General features: G+C 73.5%; 17 protein-coding genes. 9 read left to right on the plus strand and 8 right to left on the minus strand.

What is annotated here, in order from left to right:
* The first annotated feature begins 28 nt into the window (after nucleotides 1-28).
* Both ABTY40_RS24700 and ABTY40_RS24705 read left to right on the plus strand, forming a co-directional pair.
* Entirely contained in the window at nucleotides 29-529 is a 501-nt protein-coding gene (locus ABTY40_RS24700; RefSeq protein WP_352061526.1) for a hypothetical protein, read from the plus strand.
* A gap of 298 nt (nucleotides 530-827) precedes the next feature.
* Nucleotides 828-1,100 (plus strand): chaplin, encoded by a 273-nt coding sequence (locus ABTY40_RS24705; RefSeq protein ID WP_345285036.1) that lies wholly within the window; start codon nucleotides 828-830, stop codon nucleotides 1,098-1,100.
* An 83-nt stretch (nucleotides 1,101-1,183) separates the two neighbouring features.
* On the opposite strand, the gene ABTY40_RS24710 is transcribed toward ABTY40_RS24705, so the two are convergent.
* Both ABTY40_RS24710 and ABTY40_RS24715 read right to left on the minus strand, forming a co-directional pair.
* Nucleotides 1,184-2,050 carry a tyrosinase family protein gene (locus ABTY40_RS24710; RefSeq protein ID WP_352061527.1) on the minus strand — a complete coding sequence of 289 codons (867 nt, stop codon included), beginning with the start codon at nucleotides 2,048-2,050 and terminating at the stop codon, nucleotides 1,184-1,186.
* Nucleotides 2,034-2,438 carry a tyrosinase family oxidase copper chaperone gene (locus tag ABTY40_RS24715; protein ID WP_352061528.1) on the minus strand — a complete coding sequence of 135 codons (405 nt, stop codon included), beginning with the start codon at nucleotides 2,436-2,438 and terminating at the stop codon, nucleotides 2,034-2,036. The genes ABTY40_RS24710 and ABTY40_RS24715 overlap by 17 nt, the downstream gene beginning before the upstream one ends.
* A gap of 174 nt (nucleotides 2,439-2,612) precedes the next feature.
* Here ABTY40_RS24715 and ABTY40_RS24720 point away from each other — a divergent pair, with 174 nt between their 5' ends.
* From ABTY40_RS24720 to ABTY40_RS24730, 3 genes are read left to right on the plus strand one after another with little or no spacing between them, the layout of a single operon-like run.
* A complete protein-coding gene (locus tag ABTY40_RS24720; RefSeq protein WP_345285031.1) occupies nucleotides 2,613-3,116 on the plus strand; it encodes a DUF5949 family protein in 504 nt (167 codons plus the stop codon).
* A 15-nt stretch (nucleotides 3,117-3,131) separates the two neighbouring features.
* Nucleotides 3,132-3,776 (plus strand): vitamin K epoxide reductase family protein, encoded by a 645-nt coding sequence (locus tag ABTY40_RS24725; protein WP_352061529.1) that lies wholly within the window; start codon nucleotides 3,132-3,134, stop codon nucleotides 3,774-3,776.
* Nucleotide 3,777: 1 nt separating this feature from the next.
* Nucleotides 3,778-4,800 carry a glycoside hydrolase family 26 protein gene (locus tag ABTY40_RS24730; protein WP_352061530.1) on the plus strand — a complete coding sequence of 341 codons (1,023 nt, stop codon included), beginning with the start codon at nucleotides 3,778-3,780 and terminating at the stop codon, nucleotides 4,798-4,800.
* Here ABTY40_RS24730 and ABTY40_RS24735 read toward each other — a convergent pair.
* Nucleotides 4,766-5,380 (minus strand): TetR/AcrR family transcriptional regulator, encoded by a 615-nt coding sequence (locus tag ABTY40_RS24735; protein ID WP_352061531.1) that lies wholly within the window; start codon nucleotides 5,378-5,380, stop codon nucleotides 4,766-4,768. The genes ABTY40_RS24730 and ABTY40_RS24735 overlap by 35 nt on opposite strands.
* Before the next feature lie 18 nt (nucleotides 5,381-5,398).
* Nucleotides 5,399-6,097, minus strand: coding sequence for a PAQR family membrane homeostasis protein TrhA (trhA, locus tag ABTY40_RS24740; protein WP_352061532.1), 699 nt, complete (start codon nucleotides 6,095-6,097; stop codon nucleotides 5,399-5,401).
* A 196-nt stretch (nucleotides 6,098-6,293) separates the two neighbouring features.
* On the opposite strand from trhA, the gene ABTY40_RS24745 reads away from it, so the two are divergent.
* Nucleotides 6,294-8,117: a phosphoenolpyruvate carboxykinase (GTP) gene (locus tag ABTY40_RS24745; RefSeq protein WP_352061533.1), complete on the plus strand. Its 1,824-nt coding sequence runs from the start codon at nucleotides 6,294-6,296 to the stop codon at nucleotides 8,115-8,117.
* A 284-nt stretch (nucleotides 8,118-8,401) separates the two neighbouring features.
* Here the strand turns inward: ABTY40_RS24745 and ABTY40_RS24750 are convergent, their stop codons facing one another.
* Nucleotides 8,402-8,791, minus strand: a complete 390-nt coding sequence (locus ABTY40_RS24750; RefSeq protein ID WP_345285019.1) for an SCO4983 family protein — start codon at nucleotides 8,789-8,791, stop codon at nucleotides 8,402-8,404.
* A gap of 110 nt (nucleotides 8,792-8,901) precedes the next feature.
* Nucleotides 8,902-10,113, minus strand: a complete 1,212-nt coding sequence (locus tag ABTY40_RS24755) for a pyridoxal phosphate-dependent aminotransferase (RefSeq protein WP_352061534.1) — start codon at nucleotides 10,111-10,113, stop codon at nucleotides 8,902-8,904.
* A gap of 133 nt (nucleotides 10,114-10,246) precedes the next feature.
* Between ABTY40_RS24755 and ABTY40_RS24760 the strand changes: the two genes are divergently transcribed.
* The 3 genes from ABTY40_RS24760 (at nucleotide 10,247) to ABTY40_RS24770 (ending at nucleotide 12,772) form a co-directional block, all read left to right on the plus strand.
* A complete protein-coding gene (locus ABTY40_RS24760; RefSeq protein WP_352061535.1) occupies nucleotides 10,247-10,828 on the plus strand; it encodes a hypothetical protein in 582 nt (193 codons plus the stop codon).
* A 74-nt stretch (nucleotides 10,829-10,902) separates the two neighbouring features.
* Nucleotides 10,903-12,327: a polyprenol phosphomannose-dependent alpha 1,6 mannosyltransferase MptB gene (mptB, locus tag ABTY40_RS24765; RefSeq protein WP_352061536.1), complete on the plus strand. Its 1,425-nt coding sequence runs from the start codon at nucleotides 10,903-10,905 to the stop codon at nucleotides 12,325-12,327.
* A gap of 10 nt (nucleotides 12,328-12,337) precedes the next feature.
* Nucleotides 12,338-12,772 carry a glutaredoxin family protein gene (locus tag ABTY40_RS24770; RefSeq protein ID WP_352061537.1) on the plus strand — a complete coding sequence of 145 codons (435 nt, stop codon included), beginning with the start codon at nucleotides 12,338-12,340 and terminating at the stop codon, nucleotides 12,770-12,772.
* On the opposite strand, the gene ABTY40_RS24775 is transcribed toward ABTY40_RS24770, so the two are convergent.
* Both ABTY40_RS24775 and ABTY40_RS24780 read right to left on the minus strand, forming a co-directional pair.
* A complete protein-coding gene (locus ABTY40_RS24775) occupies nucleotides 12,769-14,352 on the minus strand; it encodes an N-acyl-D-amino-acid deacylase family protein (RefSeq protein WP_502990668.1) in 1,584 nt (527 codons plus the stop codon). The two genes, ABTY40_RS24770 and ABTY40_RS24775, sit on opposite strands and share 4 nt — an antisense overlap.
* 9 nt (nucleotides 14,353-14,361) lie before the next feature.
* Nucleotides 14,362-15,627: an alanine racemase gene (locus ABTY40_RS24780; RefSeq protein WP_352061539.1), complete on the minus strand. Its 1,266-nt coding sequence runs from the start codon at nucleotides 15,625-15,627 to the stop codon at nucleotides 14,362-14,364.
* Between the last annotated feature and the right edge of the window lie 143 nt (nucleotides 15,628-15,770).

Below are 15,770 nucleotides of genomic sequence, written 5' to 3' on the forward strand. Positions count from 1 at the left end.
GCCACCCTCCGAAGGGCACCCGCACGTCATGAACCTGCGCTCACAAGCCGGTCTGGGCCTTCTGATGACCGCTCTCGCCTCCGCGGCCATGGCCGCCCCCGCCTCCGCGGCCGAGGCCCCGGTGGTCGTACCGCTCCACGGCCTGGAGCCGGTGATCCCGATGGACGCGCCGACCGTGGACACCGGTGTCCCGCTGCTCATGCCGGGCGCCCCCACCGTCTTCCACGAGGGGCAGACCCTGCCGGACATCGGTCTGCCGGAGGTGCCGTTCACCAGCACGCTGCCGGAGACCGACCTCGCCGCCCCGCTCCCGGAGCTCATCGACGGCAGCCGGCCCGGCACGGCCCAGCTCACCAGCCCCGACTCGCCCCTCGCCGCGATCACCCCCGCCGCCGAGGTCGGCAGCCCGGTGGGCCTGCCGGACGGCGACAGGTACGGGCTCCCGGAGCTCAGGCTGCCGGACGCCGGTGTCCGTACCGCCGCCGCGAAGGGGGCGCTGCAGCCGCAGCTCGGTCTGGCCCAGCCGTAGGGCTCACGAGCGGTCCTGTGCGCGATCGGCGGCCCGACGGGTGAAGACACGATTCTTCCCCGCTACCCCAAGGGTCGTTGCTCGTTGCACCGGAAGGCTTGTCGCATGGCCGCGGCCCGCGGGCCCGGAGGTACGGCCGTCGCATCCGGCGACGGACGGACCACCGGCCCGCGGGCCTTCATCTTTTCATTCCGTCCCATCCGGCCTAAAAGCCGTTACCCCTGTGGCTTTACGGCGTTGAAGGGGACTGTGTGGCCGTGATTCTCGCGGTCGACTTTCCACGCTCAAGGAGTTCCTGATGTCTCGCATCGCGAAGGCTGCCGCTGTCCTCGCCGGCACGGGTGCCGTTGCCCTCAGCGGAGCCGGCATGGCCGTCGCCGACTCGGGCGCCGAGGCCGTCGCCGCCGCCTCCCCCGGTATCATCTCGGGCAACGTCGTCCAGGTCCCGGTCCACGTGCCGATCAACCTGTGCGGCAACACCGTCGACATCATCGGCCTGCTGAACCCGGCGTTCGGCAACGTCTGCGCCAACATCGACGGTCACCACCACGACGGCGGCTACGGCGGCTGATCTCACCGGTCCGCACGGAGCGGCCCCCCGCGCATCCGCCGGGGGGCCGCTTCCGCGTGAACAGCGCGCCCGTCCACCCCTCGTCAGGCGTACCGGTAGATCGCGCTGTGGTCGAGCATCTGCGCCGGGGTGACGCCCCAGGGCGTCATCGGCTGGTGCCGTGCCACCACCTTGCGGTACTGAGCGTCGCCGAGCGGCGGCGGTTCCGCCGGAAGATAGGCGGCCCCCGGGTTCCGCTGCTGCCACCGCGACCAGACCAGGTCCACGAACGAGTGGTGGAGCCAGAACACCGGATCGTTGACCGAGGCGCCGCCGAGCATCAGGCCGCCGACCCAGCGGTGCACCCGGTTGTGGATCCGGAAGCGTTCGTTGCCCTGGCCGGCCGCCCAGCCCTCCAGCCGGTTGCGGAAGCCGGAGGCGCTGGTCGAGTTCCAGGGCGCCACGTCGTACGTCCGCTCCCGCATGACCTCCTCCAGCTGGGCCGGGGTGGGCAGCGTGATCGGGTCCCGGGGCCGGCCGAGGTCCCGGGTCAGGAAACGGCCCTCGGTCATGGCGTGGTTGATCGTCCAGCGCCCGCCCGCGTGGGCGAACGGGCCCGTCATCACCTGCAGGTCGGAGCGGCGGCCGTTGCCGCCCATGAAGTCGTCCGACCAGAGCGGCGAGGCCGGCGAGTTGTCCCGCGTCCAGTCCCAGTAGGGCACGCTCACCGTGGGGTCGACCCGGCGCAGCTCGCGCTCGAACTCCAGCAGGAACTTGCGGTGCCAGGGCAGGAAGCTCGGCGCCATGTGGGCGACCCGCAGCTTGCCCTCCCCGTCGGCCGTGTAGTGCTCGATGTGGGTGCGGACGAACCGGTCGTACACCCCCGTCCGCTTGAGCTCCAGGACGGCGGCGACGAACTTCTTCCGCTCCGCGCCGGTCAGATCACGCTGGTTCTTACGCGTGTACGCCACGGGGACTCCCTCCCGGGTGGACGCCATGGGCGGCGGCGAAGCGGGACAGCGGCGCGGACCCCAGCTCGTCCACGGCCGCGCGCGTGGCCGCCAGCGGCGTCGGATAGGTCTGGTAGTGATCGATGGGGGTCAGGAAACCGCCGTCCGCGCAGCGCATCACGTGCAGCGGCCGGCCGTCGACCAGGACCTCGGTCCCGCCGGCGGGCGCCGGGCGCCCCTGGATGCGGCGGCCCCGGTACATCTCGTCGAACGTCCGGCCGGACGGCTCGCCGGCGCCCGCCGCCCCGCCCCGGGGCGCGACGGCGATGCGGGCGAGCGCGCCACCGGTGAAGGCGGCGGCGGTCAGGGTGAGGAGGGACCGGAGTGCGAGGCGGCGCGGGAAGGTCATGAGTGATCTCCTGGTGGTCCGTCAGGCCCCCGCCACCGGCGGAGGGAAATGCCCTGAGGGAATAACGAGGAAAACCCCGATTCGTTGTGGGAGAAATTCCCACCGGGTGAATGTCGGCCGATCGGGTGAATGGGGCGCGGGAAGAGAGGCCCCGGAGCACTAGCATCCGGACCCATGACTTCTTCCCCCGCCGTTTCCGAGGCGCGCAGCGTCTCCCCGCTGGGCATCCTCTCCACCGTTTTCTGGGTCACCGGCCCCACCGAGGAGAAGCCGGCCGCCCCGTACGTGATGGTGTATTCGCTCGGCAACGGCCTCGACGGCCCCGAGGCCTGCGTGGAGGCGCTGCGGGCCGCCGTGGAGGGCATGGGCCTGCCCGTCGGCGGGCCGGTCGTCGACGCCTCCCAGGACTCCGGCGTCGACGCCCACCTCCTCCTCGAGGCCCGGCAGGCGGTCCTCACCCTGCCGTACATCAAGGTGCAGTGCTCGGTGTCGGAGGAGTGGGAGGCGGCGGCCGAGAAGCTCGGACACGTCTACCTGATCTGCTCCGTCCGCCCCTGGCCCGAGGCCGCGCCCGGCGAGCCGATCTCGGAGGAGCAGCTGCGCTCCTACTTCGCCGGCGAGGACGCCCTGGCGGTCGGGGGCCACGCCGTGCTGCCGGTCCGGCGCCTGCAGGGCTGAGCGGGCGGCGGCGACATGGCGACGGTGGACGTCCGGGGCGTACCGGGGCAGCGGCGGCTCGCGCGGGACGGGGAGAGGCCGGGACCGGCCGGGGCGGGCCGGGCCCTGGCCTGGACGCTGATGGTCACCGGCGCGGCCGGGGTGCTCGCCGCATGGGTCATCACGCTCGACAAGTTCAAGCTCCTGGAGGACCCCGGCTTCCAGCCGGGATGCAGCCTCAACCCGGTGGTGTCCTGCGGAAACATCATGAAGAGCGCGCAGGCGTCGGTCTTCGGCTTCCCGAACCCGATGCTCGGCCTCGTCACGTACGCGGCCGTCGTCGCCGTCGGGGCCGGCCTCCTCGCAGGGGCGCGTTACCGGGGCTGGTTCTGGCTTGGACTGAACGCCGGGATGCTGTTCGGCGTCGGCTTCTGCACCTGGCTCATGCACCAGTCGCTGTACGAGATCCACGCGCTGTGCCTGTGGTGCTGCCTGGCCTGGACGGCCACCGTCCTCATGTTCTGGTACGTCACCGCGCACAACGTACGGACCGGGGTGCTGCCCGCCCCCGCCGCCGTGCGTGCCTTCTTCGGCGACTTCGCCTTCGCCCCGCCCGTCCTGCACCTCGGGATCATCGGGATGCTGATCCTGACCCGGTGGTGGGACTTCTGGACGAGCTGACGTGAGACGCCTCCCCACCCGGCCGCGGGCCGCACTCACCGTGCTGCTCGCGGCCGTTCTGGTGTTCCTGCTGCCGTACGACCGGCTCGCGCCCGGTGACCGGCACACCGCCGCGCGCCCCGTGCCGGAGGCGGAGCGGCCGCCGGTGGCCCGGGTCCCCTCGGGCTTCTTCACCGGTTCCGACGAGGCCGGGGTACGGCGCATGGCGGGGGTGCAGGCCTGGCTCGGCGGCACCCCGCTGAGCGTCGGGCACACCTATCTGCCGGGCGACCGCTGGTCCAACATCGAGGGACACCCGGCCCTGTTCGGTCCGTGGGCGCGCTGGAAGGCGGAGCGGCCGGGGCGGCTGTTCGTCCTCAACGTGCCGCTCCTGGAGCGGAACGAGGAGGGGCTGCCGGACGCGGAGGTGCGGGCGCAGCTGCGGCGCGGCGCGGCCGGGGACTTCGACGGGCACTTCCGGACGCTGGGGGAGCGGCTCGTCGCGCACGGGCTCGCCGACGCGATCCTGGTCCTGGGCTGGGAGATGAACGGCACGACGTACAGCCACCGCTGCGGGCCGGACCCGGTGGCCTGGAAGACGTACTGGCGGCGGGTCGTGGCGGAGCTGCGGGGCGTGGCCGGGCAGCGGTTCCGGTTCGACTTCACCCCGAGCCGGGGGCGGGACGCGGTGCCGTGGCCGGAGTGCTATCCGGGTGACGACGTGGTGGACATCATCGGGATGGACGCCTACGACCAGCCGGCCGGGGTCTCCTTCGAGGAGCAGGTGACCGAGGAGTACGGGCTCGCGCACCACGTGCGGTTCGCGGCGGAGCGCGGCAAGCCCGTCTCGTACCCGGAGTGGGGGCTGTTCCGGAACGGCGACAACCCGGCGTACGTCCGGGGGATGCTCGACTGGTTCGCGGCGCACCGGCCGGTCTACCAGACGGTGACGGACTACTGCCCGCACGGGGTGTGGGGGTGCGCGGACAACCCCGAGTCGGCGCGGGTCCTCAGGGGCGCGCTGGGAGCGCCGGGCCGGTCCTGAGGGTGTCGAGGGCGCGGTCGAGGAGGTCCACGAGGTCGTCGCCGAGGCCGTGTTCGGCCCAGTAGAGCGTGGTCTCGCGGAGCGCGCCGAGGACGGCCGCCGTGAAGACCCGCACCTCCAGGTCGTCGGCGGCGCGGCCGGTGCGGTCGGCGAGGGCGCGGGCGAGCCGGCGCCCGGTCATGGCGGTGGTCTCGGTGAGCCGGGCGCGGACGGCGGGGATCTCCGCCATGAGCCGGGCGCGCAGCCGCACTTCGTCCGGCTCGGTGTCGAGCGCGGTGCGGATCGCGTCGAGGACGACCGCGCGGAGGGATTCGAGGGGGTCCTCGCCGGCCGGGCGGGCCCGCAGCCGGGCTTCGAGGAGCTCGTCGTTCTCGTCGGTGAGGAGGATGTCCTCGCGGACGGGGAAGTAGCGCAGGACGGTGGAGGGGGAGACCTCGGCGCCGGCGGCGATCCGGTCGAGGGTGGCCGCCTCCCAGCCGCGCTCGGCGACGAGTCGGCGGGCGGCCTCCCGGATCGCCGCACGGGTCTTCTGCTTCTTGCGCTCCCGCAGCGGGGCAGGAGGGGTCTCTTCGGCCGCCATGGGCCTCATGGTCGCAGCTCAGGCCTGGTAGGCGACGAGCGAGATGCCGACGTAGTGGGCGATGAAGGCGGCCAGGGTGAGGGCGTGGAAGACCTCGTGGAAGCCGAACCAGCGCGGGGAGGGGTTGGGACGCTTGATGCCATACACGACACCGCCCGCGCTGTAGAGCAGGCCGCCGATCACCACGAGGACGAGGACGGCGATGCCGCCCGTCCGCAGGAAGTCGGGGAGGTAGAAGACGGCGGCCCAGCCCATCGCGATGTAGCAGGGGGTGTAGAGCCAGCGCGGGGCGCCGACCCAGAAGACGCGGAAGGCGATGCCGGCGGCCGCGGCCGCCCAGACCGCCCACATGAGCGGTTTCGCCGTGGAGTCGGGCAGGAGCAACAGGGTGAGCGGGGTGTAGGTGCCCGCGATGATCAGGAAGATGTTGGCGTGGTCGAGGCGCCGCAGGACGGCCTCGCCGCGCGGACCCCAGTCGCCCCGGTGATAGAGGGCGCTGATGCCGAAGAGGAGGCACGCGGTGAGCACGTAGATCCCGCAGGCGATCCGGGCGCGGGGGGAACCGGCGAGGGCGACGAGGACGACGCCCGCCACGATCACCGCGGGGAACATGCCCGCGTGCAGCCAGCCTCTGAGCCGCGGCTTCAGCGGGAGGGACAGGGCTTGTTCGATCGGACCGGGCTCGGCGGAGGACACGTCCGGTGTGGCAGCTGTCATAGGACCCCATCGTATCTACGGCCCCGTAGGTTCCGGATATGAGTGGCGATGCTCACGTGTGCGGCCCTCTGGACATATGGGCGGTTCCATCGGATGATCAAATGAGTGCGGTCGGCACCGGATGAGCAGCTACGAAGCATCCGGGTCGCGGCCCCCACGGGGCACACACCCAAAAACCCCTCTACAAGGAGCAATCGTGGCGCGCGACAACGCGGCTCCCCAGACCCTTCCGACCCAGCACCAGGAGCTCGTCTCCTGGGTGAACGAGATCGCCGAGATCACCCAGCCCGACAACATCGTCTGGTGCGACGGTTCCGAGGCCGAGTACGAGCGCCTGTGCGAGGAGCTCGTCGCCAAGGGAACCTTCAAGAAGCTCGACGAGGTCAAGCGCCCGAACTCGTACTACGCCGCCTCCGACCCGACCGACGTCGCGCGCGTCGAGGACCGGACCTTCATCTGCTCCGAGAAGGAGGAGGACGCGGGCCCGACCAACCACTGGAAGGCCCCGGCGGAGATGAAGGAGATCTTCGCGGGCGAGAAGGGCATCTTCCGCGGCTCGATGAAGGGCCGGACGATGTACGTCGTCCCGTTCTGCATGGGCCCCGTCGGCTCCCCGCTCTCCGCCATCGGCGTCGAGATCACCGACTCCGCCTACGTCGCCGTCTCCATGCGCACCATGACCCGCATGGGACAGGCCGTCCTCGACGAGCTCGGCACCGACGGCTTCTTCGTCAAGGCCGTCCACACCCTCGGCGCCCCGCTGGCGGAGGGGCAGCAGGACGTGCCGTGGCCCTGCAACTCCACCAAGTACATCTCGCACTTCCCCGAGACCCGCGAGATCTGGTCGTACGGCTCCGGCTACGGCGGCAACGCCCTGCTCGGCAAGAAGTGCTACGCCCTGCGCATCGCGTCCGTCATGGCCCGCGACGAGGGCTGGCTCGCCGAGCACATGCTCATCCTGAAGCTGACCCCGCCGCAGGGCGAGTCGAAGTACGTCGCCGCCGCCTTCCCGTCCGCCTGCGGCAAGACCAACCTCGCCATGCTGGAGCCCACGATCTCCGGCTGGACGGTCGAGACCATCGGCGACGACATCGCCTGGATGCGCTTCGGTGAGGACGGCCGCCTCTACGCGATCAACCCCGAGGCCGGCTTCTTCGGCGTCGCGCCCGGCACCGGCGAGCACACCAACGCCAACGCCATGAAGACCCTGTGGGGCAACTCCGTCTTCACCAACGTCGCGCTCACCGACGACGGCGACGTGTGGTGGGAGGGCATGACGGAGGAGCCGCCCGCCCACCTCACCGACTGGAAGGGCAACGACTGGACGCCGGAGTCCGGCACCCCGGCCGCCCACCCCAACGCCCGCTTCACCGTCCCGGCCGCCCAGTGCCCGACGATCGCCCCCGAGTGGGAGGACCCCAAGGGCGTCCCGATCTCCGCGATCCTCTTCGGTGGCCGCCGCGCCTCCGCCGTACCGCTGGTGACCGAGTCCTTCGACTGGAACCACGGCGTCTTCCTCGGCGCGAACGTCGCCTCCGAGAAGACCGCCGCCGCCGAGGGCAAGGTCGGCGAGCTGCGCCGCGACCCCTTCGCCATGCTGCCGTTCTGCGGCTACAACATGGGCGACTACATGGCGCACTGGGTCAAGGTCGGCGCCTCCGCGGACGCGTCGAAGCTGCCGAAGATCTACTACGTGAACTGGTTCCGCAAGAACGACGCGGGCAAGTTCGTCTGGCCCGGCTTCGGTGAGAACAGCCGCGTCCTGAAGTGGATCGTCGAGCGCCTCGACGGCAAGGCGGAGGGCGTCGAGACCCCGATCGGCATCCTGCCGACCGCCGACTCCCTCGACACCGACGGCCTGGACCTCCCGGCCGAGGACCTGGAGTTCCTGCTCACGGTCGACCGTGACGTGTGGCGCGAAGAGGCCGCCCTCGTCCCCGACCACCTGAACACCTTCGGCGACCACACGCCGAAGGAGCTGTGGGACCAGTACCACGCGCTCGTGAAGCGCCTGGGCTGATCCCGCACCGCACACTCGTGGTGGGTTGCCCCGACATTCCGCCCTGACCAGTGGGGTCACGACGGCCCACCACGACCCCTCCGGCCCCCGGAGCCCCCTCAGGCTCCGGGGGCCGGGCGCGTGTGGGCGGCGGGTGGCGCGGAGGACGGTGGGCACGGGAGGCGGGCGGTACGTGAGGCGGCGCGCGCGGGGCGGCCGGCCGGACGGGTCGTCAGGCGCCGGAGCGTACGCGGCGGATGGGTGGCACCCGGTCCGCGCGGTTCGTGGCGCGCGGACCGGGGCCGTCAGGGGGCGGCGACCAGGGAGTCCCCGGCCAGTGCCGCGGTGTGCGCGTCCATGCGTTCGGCGGCGAGGATCGCGGCGGCGGTGTCGGCCCGGGAGGCGGCGACGACCAGTGCGCGGCCCGCGAGGGCGTGCGCCTTGCGGTGCAGGGCCTGGGCGGAGGAGCCGCTCAGGCCCGCGTGCCGCGCGGGCGGCGCGCCGCGCAGCCGCGCCACCTGCCGGGCGATGAGCTCGCCGGCCTCCGTGTCGCCCAGCTCGTCGGTGACGGCGAGCAGGGCGGCGAGGTGTCCCGCGAGCTGGATGTCCAGCTCCTCCTCGCGGGAGCGGTGCGGGTACGCGTGGTCGTCGTCGGCCATCCGATGGACCGACTTGGTGCGGATCGGTTCGTACATGGGGATGGCCTCCTGACTGCTCGGGAAGCCATCCTAGCTTAGATTCGTTCTAAAGTTGAGCGGCGTCCGGTTCGGGCGCCGAAGGGCCCGTCACGGGGCCCGTCAGGCGGTCACGGCTGGCTGTATCCGTCCAGGAAGCGGCCGATCCGCGTCACCGCGTCCGCCAGGTCCGCCGCGGCCGGCAGCGTCACGATCCGGAAGTGGTCCGGCTCGTGCCAGTTGAAGCCCGTCCCGTGCACGACCATGATCTTCTCCGCCCGCAGCAGGTCCAGGACCATCTGCCGGTCGTCCTTGATCTTGTAGACGTTCGGGTCGAGCCGCGGGAAGAGGTACAGCGCCCCCTTCGGCTTCACGCACGTCACCCCGGGGATCCGCGTCAGCAGCTCGTACGCCGTGTCCCGCTGCTCGAGCAGCCGCCCGCCCGGCAGCACCAGGTCCTCGATCGACTGCCGGCCCTGGAGCGCGGCGGCCACCGCGTGCTGCGCCGGCATGTTGGCGCACAGCCGCATGTTGGCCAGGATCGTCAGGCCCTCGATGTACGAGGAGGCGTGGTGCTTCGGGCCGCAGACCGCGAGCCAGCCGGAGCGGAAGCCGGCCACCCGGTAGTTCTTGCTCATCCCGTTGAAGGTGAGCACGAGCAGGTCCGGCGCGATGGCCGCCGTCGGCGTGTGCGTGACGCCGTCGTAGAGGATCTTGTCGTAGATCTCGTCCGAACAGACCACGAGGTTGTGGCGGCGGGCGATCTCCGTCAGGGAGCGCAGCATCTCGTCGTCGTAGACGGCGCCCGTCGGGTTGTTCGGGTTGATGATCACGATCGCCTTGGTGCGGTCCGTGATCTTCCGCTCGATGTCCGCCAGGTCCGGCATCCAGTCGGCCTGCTCGTCACAGCGGTAGTGCACCGCCGTCCCCCCGGCCAGCGAGACCGAGGCCGTCCACAGCGGATAGTCCGGCGCGGGGACCAGCACCTCGTCGCCGTCGTCCAGGAGCGCCTGCATCGACATCTGGATGAGCTCCGAGACGCCGTTGCCGAGGTAGATGTCCTCGACGGAGAGCGGGATGCCCTTCGTCTCGTAGTGGCTCATCACCGCGCGGCGGGCCGACAGCAGGCCCTTGGCGTCCCCGTAACCGTGCGCGTCGGAGAGGTTGCGCAGCACGTCCTCGAGGATGGCGGGCGGGCACTCGAAGCCGAAGGCGGCCGGATTTCCCGTGTTGAGCTTGAGGATGCGATGCCCCGCCGCTTCGAGCCGCATCGCCTCTTCGAGCACCGGGCCCCGGATCTCGTAACAGACGTTGGCGAGCTTCGTGGACTGGATCACCTGCATGACGAGAGCTTACGGCGGGCGGGAGCGGGGCGCCTCGTGTTCTCGGACACGTCGGACGGCGCGGCGCGCCCGCCGGGGCAGCCGGTGTGACCCGGATCGCACCCGGGGTGTCGTGCTCCCTACAATCCGGGCCATGAGCGACGACCTGCCCCGCAGCGCCCCGCGCGGGCGCCGCCGTCACGCCCCCGCCCGGCGCGGGCGCGGCCCGGTGTGGCTCGTCGCCACGGGCGGGGCCGCCGTCCTGGGCCTCGCCGCGGCGGCCCTGTTCGGCGGTGGATCCCGTACGGGCGGTGGGCCGGGCGCCCCGGCCGGGGACGGCGGGGGCGGGCTGCCCGCCCTCATCCAGGCCGACCCCTCCGCCGGCGGGACCGGCGCCTCCGGCGGCCCGTCGCGGTCCCCGGGCACCGGCTCCGGCAGCGGTTCCGGCAGCGGCTCCGGCTCCGCCACGGGAGACGGCGGCCCGACCGCACCCGGCGCCGGGACCGGCACGGCCGGCCCGCCGGAGACGTCCGCACCCGGCGCGGGGCCGTCCGGGGGAACGCCCTCCTCCGCCGCCCCGGACCGCGACGGCCCCGGACGGCAGCAGCCGGAGCGGTCCGCCACCCCCGAAGCGGAACCGTCCACGGCCGGCCCCTCGGAAACGGCGGACCCGGAGTCCACGGACGGACCCGCCCACCCCGGCCGGGGCAGGGGCGCGGCGAAGCGCCCCCGGTGACAGCACGCGGCACTGCGGCCACCCCGGTGGCGGGCCGCGGGCGCGCGGCCGGACGGCGGGTAGGTTGGCCCGTCATGTGGGCTTTGAGTGCCGCCGGGTGCCGGTGGCTGGGTGCGGCCGGGTCCCTCGGCGTCACGGTCGGCGGATACGCGGCGGGCGCGCTGCCCGTGCGCGGCGGCGGCGAGGTGTGGGCGCCACGCGGAAGCGGGCCCGAGGCCCTGGGGGCGGTGCTCTGCGCCCTCGGCCTCACCCTGCTCGTCCTCGCCTGGTGGCGGTACGGCGTCCTCCTCGCGCGCGGGGCGCGGGACCGGGCCCTGGTGACCCTGGCCTGCTGGGCCGCGCCGCTGCTCGTCGCCCCGCCCCTGCACAGCGCCGACGTCTACAGCTACATCGCCCAGGGCGCCATGGTCCTGGAAGGCCACGACGTGTACGGCGCCGGGCCCTCCGTCCTCGGGCCCGGGGACCTCGGCGCGGACGCGGCGGCGAGCGTCGGCGGCAACTGGACCGACACCCCCGCCCCGTACGGCCCGGTGTTCCTGCTGGTCGCCGAGGCGGTCGTGCGGCTCACCGGCGGGGCCGTCGTGCCGGCCGTGCTGCTGTTCCGGCTGGTCGCGGTGGCGGCGGTCGCCCTCCTCGTGTGGGCCGTGCGCGGCCTCGACCGCGACGAGGGGGCCCTCTGGCTCGCCGTGCTCAACCCGCTCGTCCTCGTCCACGTCGTCGGCGGCGTCCACAACGACGGCATCATGGCCGGACTCATGCTCGCCGGCGTCCTGCTCGCCGTGCGCGGCCGGTGGGTGGGGGGCAGCGTCCTCGTCGGCTGCGCCGTGATGGTGAAGTCCCCGGCCGCCGTCGCCCTCCTGTTCATCGGGGTGCTCGTCGCCCGTCGGGCCGGAGGCGGGGCCCGGGGCCTCGCGAAGGGGCTCCTGCCCGGCGCGGTCGCCGGGGCCGTCGCGGCCGGGGCGAGCCTCCTCGCCGGCACCGGCTTCGGCTGGCTGGGCACGCAGTCCGTCGCCGGCGCGATCCACACCCCGCTCTCGCTCACCAGCGACCTCGGCCTCGCCCTCGGGACGCTGGTCGCCGACGACCCGGGTCCGGTCAAGACCGCCGTCCAGCAGGCGGGGCTGCTCGCCGCCGCGGCGGTGATCGCCGTCCTGGCGTGGCGCGCCTACCGGGGCCGCACCGATCCCGTCCTCGGCCTCGGGCTCTCGCTGGTCGCCCTCGTCGCGCTCTCGCCCATGGTGCAGCCCTGGTACCTGCTGTGGGGCACGGCCGTCGTCGCGGCCGCCGCTCGGCGCAGCCGGGCCGGTCAGGTGCTGGCCGTCCTCTCGGCGGCGCTGGTGTACGAGACCCAGCCGGACGGCCGCACGCCCTGGTACGGCTTCGTCGCGGCCGGGCTCGTCCTCGCCCTCGGCCTCCTGTGGCTCCGCCGCGACCCGTGGCCGCCCGCGCGCTCGGGCGGCGCGGCGGAGGGCGCGAGACCGGTGGGCGCGGGGCGGTAGCCTCCGGGCCATGACGCGACGTCCCTGGACCCTGCCGCTCCTGGTGCTCGCCCTCGGCGGCGCCCTCACGGCGGTCCGGGCCGCGCAGGGCAGCCCCGGCGGCGCCTTCGCCGCGCTGCTGCTCTTCGCCCCGCTCGCGGCCGCCGTCTCACCGCTGGCCTTCCCGCGGTCGACCGGCGCGGCGGAGGCCCGCCGCCTCGCCGAGGCCGACGGGCGCCCGATCGTCTACTGGCGGCCGGGCTGCGCGTACTGCCTGCGCCTGCGGACGCGGCTCGGCTTCCGCGCCCGCCGCGCGCACTGGGTCGACATCTGGCGCGACCCGGAGGCGGCGGCCGCGGTGCGCGAGGCCACCGGCGGCGACGAGACCGTCCCGACGGTCGTCGTGGCGGGCCGGGCCCACGTCAACCCCGACCCCGCCTGGGTCCGGGCCCGGCTCGCCTCCTAGCCCACCGGCGTCCGGCGGATCGCCCGGCCCGCGAGGACGTCCGTCCGGCGGCCGTCCTCGATGACGAAGCGGCCGTCGATCAGGACGTGCGGGATGCCCACCGGCAGGGCGCGCGGGTTCTCGTAGGTGGAGCCCGCCGCGACCGTCGCCGGGTCGAAGAGGACCAGGTCCGCCTTGTACCCCTCCTTCACCCGGCCCCGATCCGGCAGCCGCAGCCGGGCCGCCGGGCGGGCGGTCAGATGGGCGACGCACTCCTCCAGGGTGAGCACGCCGAGCTCGCGCACGTACCGGCCGAGGTACTCGGGGAACGTGCCGTACGCGCGCGGGTGCGGCTTGGCGCCCTGCAGGATGCCGTCGGAGCCGCCGGTGTGGACCCGGTGCCGCATGATCGCCCGGACGTTCTCCTCGTGGCCCACGTGCTGGAGGATCGTCGTCCCCAGCCGGTCGGCCGTCAGGAGCCGGCGGGCGGTGTCCCAGCCGTCGACGCGCCGTCCCACGTACGCCCCGAGCCCCGGCTCGGTCACCCCCGAGATCTCGATCGTGTCCCAATCCACGGGCACCCCGTGGCAGCCGTCCGAACCCGTCACCTCCAGGTCGTACCGGACGCGCTCCGCCGTCCCCGCGTCGGCCAGCCGCGCGAGGACCGCCTCCGGGCCGCCCTCCTGAGCCCAGGACGGCAGCAGCGCGAGCAGGGTCGTACAGCCCGGCGTGTACGGATACGTGTCGAGGCTGATGTCGGAGCCGTCGTCCAGCGCCCGGTCCAGGAGGGCCAGCAGCTCGGGGGCCCGGCCCTTGTTGACGCCGAAGTTCATGGTGGCGTGGGCCAGGTGCAGCGCGCAGCCCGCCTCCCGGGTGAGCGCCACCATCTCCTCGTACGCGCGCAGCGCCCCCGCCCCGTACGAGCGGTGGTGCGGGCAGTAGTAGCCGCCGTACCGCGCCACCACCCGGCACAGCTCGGTCAGCTCGGCGTCGGGCGCGTACATCCCGGGGGTGTAGGTGAGCCCGGAGGACATGCCGACCGCGCCCTGCTCCAGTCCCTCGGCGACCAACTGCCGCATCCGGTCCAGCTCGGCCTGTGTCGCCGGGCGGTCCTCCCAGCCCATGGCGTACATCCGGACCGTGCCCTGCGGGACGAGGTAGGCCGCGTTGACGGCGATGCCCCGGTCGAGCCGGTCCAGGTACTCCCCGACCGTGCGCCAGTCGAGGTCCACGTCGGAGCCGTCGCCGTTCCAGCCGGTGATCGCCCGGCGGACCTCCGCCAGGGTGCGGTCGTCGACGGGGGCGTACGACAGCCCGTCCTGGCCCAGCACCTCCAGGGTCACCCCCTGCGCGGCCTTGGCGCTGTGGTCCGGGTCGCGCAGCAGCGCGAGGTCGCTGTGGGCGTGCATGTCGATGAAGCCGGGGGAGAGGGCGAGCCCCTCGGCGTCGAGGACGCGGCGGCCGGTGGGGCGCCGGCAGCCGGCCGCGGCACCCTCCTGGACGACGGCGGCGATCCGGCCGCGGTCGATCGCCACGTCGGCCCGGTAGGACGGGCCGCCGCTGCCGTCGACGACCTCGGCGTCGCGGATGACGAGATCCATCACGGCCCCCTAGAAGAACGTGCGGACGTAGTCGACGACCGTGCCGTCGGCCTCGACCAGCGGGATGAGCTGCCACTTGTCGAAGGCGGTACAGGGGTGCGACAGGCCCATGCCCACCCAGTCCCCGACCTCCAGGTGGGCGCCCGCGGCCGTGCGCAGCCAGGCGTGCTGGTCGGACAGGCCCGTCACCTCGATGCCCTCGGCCGGGCGGAGGGCGCCGGTGCGGGCGTCCCGGACCACCTGCGCCTCGGGCAGGTGGAGGTCGTACGCCGCGTCCCGCTTGCCCGCGTTGGTGAAGGCCTGCTCGGGGGTGGGCCGGGAGACGACCTGCGACCAGAGGCGGAACGCCGGCCGCAGCGCGCCCTCCGCCGGGACCCGGTTGAAGGGGGTGAGCGTGCGGTAGTGGCCGTCGTCGTGCGAGACGTACGCGCCGGAACGCAGCAGTTTCAGGACGGGCAGCGAGAGGTCCGGGATCTCGGCGAAGACCTCCGCCACCGTGTCGAACCAGGCGCTGCCGCCCGCGCTCACCACGATCTCGCCGGCCGCCGGGTCGAAGCGGCCCGCCTTGTCGAAGTCGGCGGCCAGCGCGACCAGTCGGCGCAGCCAGGCGCGGACCCGCTCCGGGTCGGCCGCCGGCACCTCGCCCTCGTACCCGGCGACGCCCACGAGCCGCAGGGTGCCGGCCGCCGCGACCGCGTCGGCCACGGCCGCGCACTCCGCCTCCGTACGCACTCCGGTACGGGCCCCCTCACCGGCGCCCAGTTCGACCACGACGTCCACGGGGCGGGACGCCCCGGCCGCCCGCAGGGCCTCGTCCATCAGCTCGGCGCCGCGCACCGAGTCGACGTAGCAGACGAAGCGGAATCCGGGGTCGGCGTCGAGTTCGGCGGCGAGCCAGCGCAGGGCGACGGCGTCGACCAGTTCGTTGGCGAGGAAGATCCGGGCGATGCCGTGGGCGCGGTAGACGCGGGCCTGGTGGGGGACGGCGGCGGTGATGCCCCAGGCGCCGTGCTCCAGCTGGCGCTCGAAGAGCCGGGGGGCCATGGAGGTCTTGCCGTGCGGGGCGAAGGCCAGGCCGTGGCGCCGCGCGTACTCCTCCAGGAGCCGGAGGTTGTGCTCGACGGACTCGGCGGAGAGCGCGAGGACGGGAGTGGTGAACCCGCCGGTGAACAGGTTCCGGCGCTCGGCCGCCAGCTCGCCGACGGTGAGGCCTTCGGCGTCCGGGGGCAGGCCCTTGAATCGGTGGTCGACGCGCTCGCTCGCCAGGTCCGGCATGGCTCCTCCTCCTCGGCGTTGCATAGTGTGCAACACCCATTGCGCATATCGCTTACAGCTGTCTAACATCCGGGCCAACGGCGGGTCAATGGATCCGGCCGCCGCCGGTCCCCCGGGGGCCGCACGACCACCAGGAGCGCGAG

The organism is Streptomyces sp. NPDC126503 (assembly GCF_040302405.1).
GTDB classification, from domain to species: Bacteria; Actinomycetota; Actinomycetes; order Streptomycetales; family Streptomycetaceae; genus Streptomyces; species Streptomyces gulbargensis.

Excerpts from the sequence above, each read along its gene's own strand:
- trhA (WP_352061532.1), bottom strand. The coding sequence starts at position 6,097 with ATGACAGCTGCCACACCGGACGTGTCCTCCGCCGAGCCCGGTCCGATC.
- ABTY40_RS24715 (WP_352061528.1), bottom strand. The coding sequence starts at position 2,438 with ATGACCTTCCCGCGCCGCCTCGCACTCCGGTCCCTCCTCACCCTGACC.
- ABTY40_RS24780 (WP_352061539.1), bottom strand. The coding sequence starts at position 15,627 with ATGCCGGACCTGGCGAGCGAGCGCGTCGACCACCGATTCAAGGGCCTG.
- mptB (WP_352061536.1), top strand. The coding sequence starts at position 10,903 with ATGTGGGCTTTGAGTGCCGCCGGGTGCCGGTGGCTGGGTGCGGCCGGG.
- ABTY40_RS24770 (WP_352061537.1), top strand. The coding sequence starts at position 12,338 with ATGACGCGACGTCCCTGGACCCTGCCGCTCCTGGTGCTCGCCCTCGGC.
- ABTY40_RS24760 (WP_352061535.1), top strand. The coding sequence starts at position 10,247 with ATGAGCGACGACCTGCCCCGCAGCGCCCCGCGCGGGCGCCGCCGTCAC.
- ABTY40_RS24700 (WP_352061526.1), top strand. The coding sequence starts at position 29 with ATGAACCTGCGCTCACAAGCCGGTCTGGGCCTTCTGATGACCGCTCTC.
- ABTY40_RS24735 (WP_352061531.1), bottom strand. The coding sequence starts at position 5,380 with ATGGCGGCCGAAGAGACCCCTCCTGCCCCGCTGCGGGAGCGCAAGAAG.
- ABTY40_RS24775 (WP_502990668.1), bottom strand. The coding sequence starts at position 14,352 with ATGGATCTCGTCATCCGCGACGCCGAGGTCGTCGACGGCAGCGGCGGC.
- ABTY40_RS24755 (WP_352061534.1), bottom strand. The coding sequence starts at position 10,113 with ATGCAGGTGATCCAGTCCACGAAGCTCGCCAACGTCTGTTACGAGATC.
- ABTY40_RS24725 (WP_352061529.1), top strand. The coding sequence starts at position 3,132 with ATGGCGACGGTGGACGTCCGGGGCGTACCGGGGCAGCGGCGGCTCGCG.
- ABTY40_RS24720 (WP_345285031.1), top strand. The coding sequence starts at position 2,613 with ATGACTTCTTCCCCCGCCGTTTCCGAGGCGCGCAGCGTCTCCCCGCTG.
- ABTY40_RS24750 (WP_345285019.1), bottom strand. The coding sequence starts at position 8,791 with ATGTACGAACCGATCCGCACCAAGTCGGTCCATCGGATGGCCGACGAC.
- ABTY40_RS24705 (WP_345285036.1), top strand. The coding sequence starts at position 828 with ATGTCTCGCATCGCGAAGGCTGCCGCTGTCCTCGCCGGCACGGGTGCC.